Origin of the sequence: Enterobacter cloacae complex sp. IR5441 (assembly GCF_049238215.1) — a bacterium.
Classification (GTDB): domain Bacteria; phylum Pseudomonadota; class Gammaproteobacteria; order Enterobacterales; family Enterobacteriaceae; genus Enterobacter; species Enterobacter hormaechei_C.
This window is the reverse complement of the sequence record NZ_JBMKIA010000097.1, coordinates 1-1,668: the sequence shown is the minus strand read 5'-3', so window position 1 is coordinate 1,668 and position 1,668 is coordinate 1. Positions and strand designations below refer to the sequence as shown.

At 54.8% G+C, this 1,668-nt stretch carries 2 protein-coding genes and 1 pseudogene; all 3 read left to right on the top strand.

Annotation, left to right across the window (positions count from 1 at the left end):
- Nucleotides 1–642, top strand: a 642-nt coding sequence (locus ACOTX5_RS26455; RefSeq protein WP_171963477.1) for a phage minor tail protein L, incomplete at its 5' end; no start/stop codon positions are given.
- Nucleotides 643–644: 2 nt separating this feature from the next.
- Nucleotides 645–1,355, top strand: a complete 711-nt coding sequence (locus ACOTX5_RS26450; RefSeq protein ID WP_059509691.1) for a C40 family peptidase — start codon at nt 645–647, stop codon at nt 1,353–1,355.
- Nucleotides 1,355–1,668 (top strand): annotated as a pseudogene (locus tag ACOTX5_RS26445) (tail assembly protein); the annotation flags it as partial. The gene ACOTX5_RS26450 and the pseudogene ACOTX5_RS26445, both read left to right, overlap by 1 nt.

Genomic DNA, 1,668 nt, shown 5'->3' with positions numbered 1-1,668 from the left:
CATACCGAGGCGGAAATCATCGCCGCAGGCGGCGACGAGTCAAAACTTGAGCCGAAGTCGGTGTGGTGGCAGGGGCAGGAGTATGGCGCGTGGCCGTATGAACTGACCGGCATATCTGTCAGCAGTGACGGCCAGAGTTCACGGCCGTCTCTCACCGTTGCAAACATCAGCGGCACGATTGGCGCGCTGTGCCGAAGATTTCAGGGGATGGCTAAAGCAAAGGTGATCATCCATGACACCTTCGCCCACTATCTGGACGTAAGAAATTTTCCTGACGGGAACCCGACTGCGAATCCCAACGAGGAGCGCAAACAGGTTTATTACATCGACCGTAAATCAGGATCAGACGATGAAACCGTAGAGTTTGAGCTTTCCAGTCCAGCCGATCTGCGCGGGCAACTCATTCCGACCCGGCAAATTCAGCCAATGTGCACGTGGTGCATGCGGGGCTGGTACAAAACCGGGAATGGCTGCACCTACGCCGGGCAAAACGGCTGGTTCGATAAAGACGGCAACCGGGTGGATGATCCTTCACAGGATGTTTGCTCCGGACTGCTGTCAACGGGCTGCAAACCTCGTTTCGGAGAGAATGAGCAGCTGGATTATGGCGGGTTCCCCGGGGCTTCACTTCTGAGAGGATAATCATGCGCGACAAAACAGTTAGCGCCATTCTGGCGCATGCCGCCGCATCCTTCCCCGAGGAGTGCTGTGGCGTGGTTATTCAGAAGGGGCGGGTGGAGAAATACATCCCCTGCAAAAATAATGCTGAGTCGCCGACTGACCAATTTGAACTCAATCATGAGGATTATGCGGCCGCCGAAGAGCAGGGAACTGTGGTGGCGATCGTCCACAGTCACCCCGGCGACGGGGCAACAACCCAACCGAGCGAGCTCGACATGCTGATGTGTGATGCCACGGAACTGCCGTGGATTATTGCATCGTGGCCGGAGGGCGACATTCGCACCGTCATGCCTCGCGGAGACCGACCCCTCACAGGGCGCCAGTTTGTTCTCGGATATGCAGACTGCTGGTCTCTCATCATGGACTATTTCCGCATCGAACACGGCATTGAACTGCCCAACTACAGCGTAGATCGCCACTGGTGGGAGCAGGGTGAAAACCTCTATATGGACAACTGGCAGGAATGCGGTTTTCGTGAGTACGACGGTCCCGCTCAGCCAGGTGACATGGTTATCATGCAGGTTCAGTCCACCGTCCCGAACCATGCCGGGATTTTGCTTGATGGCAACATGCTACTGCATCACATGTATGGCCAGCTAAGCCAGCGTATTCCCTACGGTGGCTATTACCGTGACCGTACCATCAAAATTCTGCGTTATAAGGATTTGATGTAATGGAAAGAAAAACCGTTATCAAACTCAGCGGCTCAATGGCTCAGCGATTTGGCAGGACACATCGCCGTGCACTAACGTCCGCCAGCGAAGTTTTCAGGGCGCTTTCTAACACCATTGCCGGCTTTGATGCTTATCTGCGTGAAGCTCGGGCAAAGGGACTGGATTTTGTTATTTTCCGGGATCGTCGCAATATCGGGCACGAAGAGTTTGAACTCCTGGGGCCGGGTGATGAGTTAAGAATAATCCCTGTGATAAGGGGTAGTAAAAGAGCTGGAGTTTTCCAGGCGTTGCTCGGAACGGCTCTGGTCGCTGC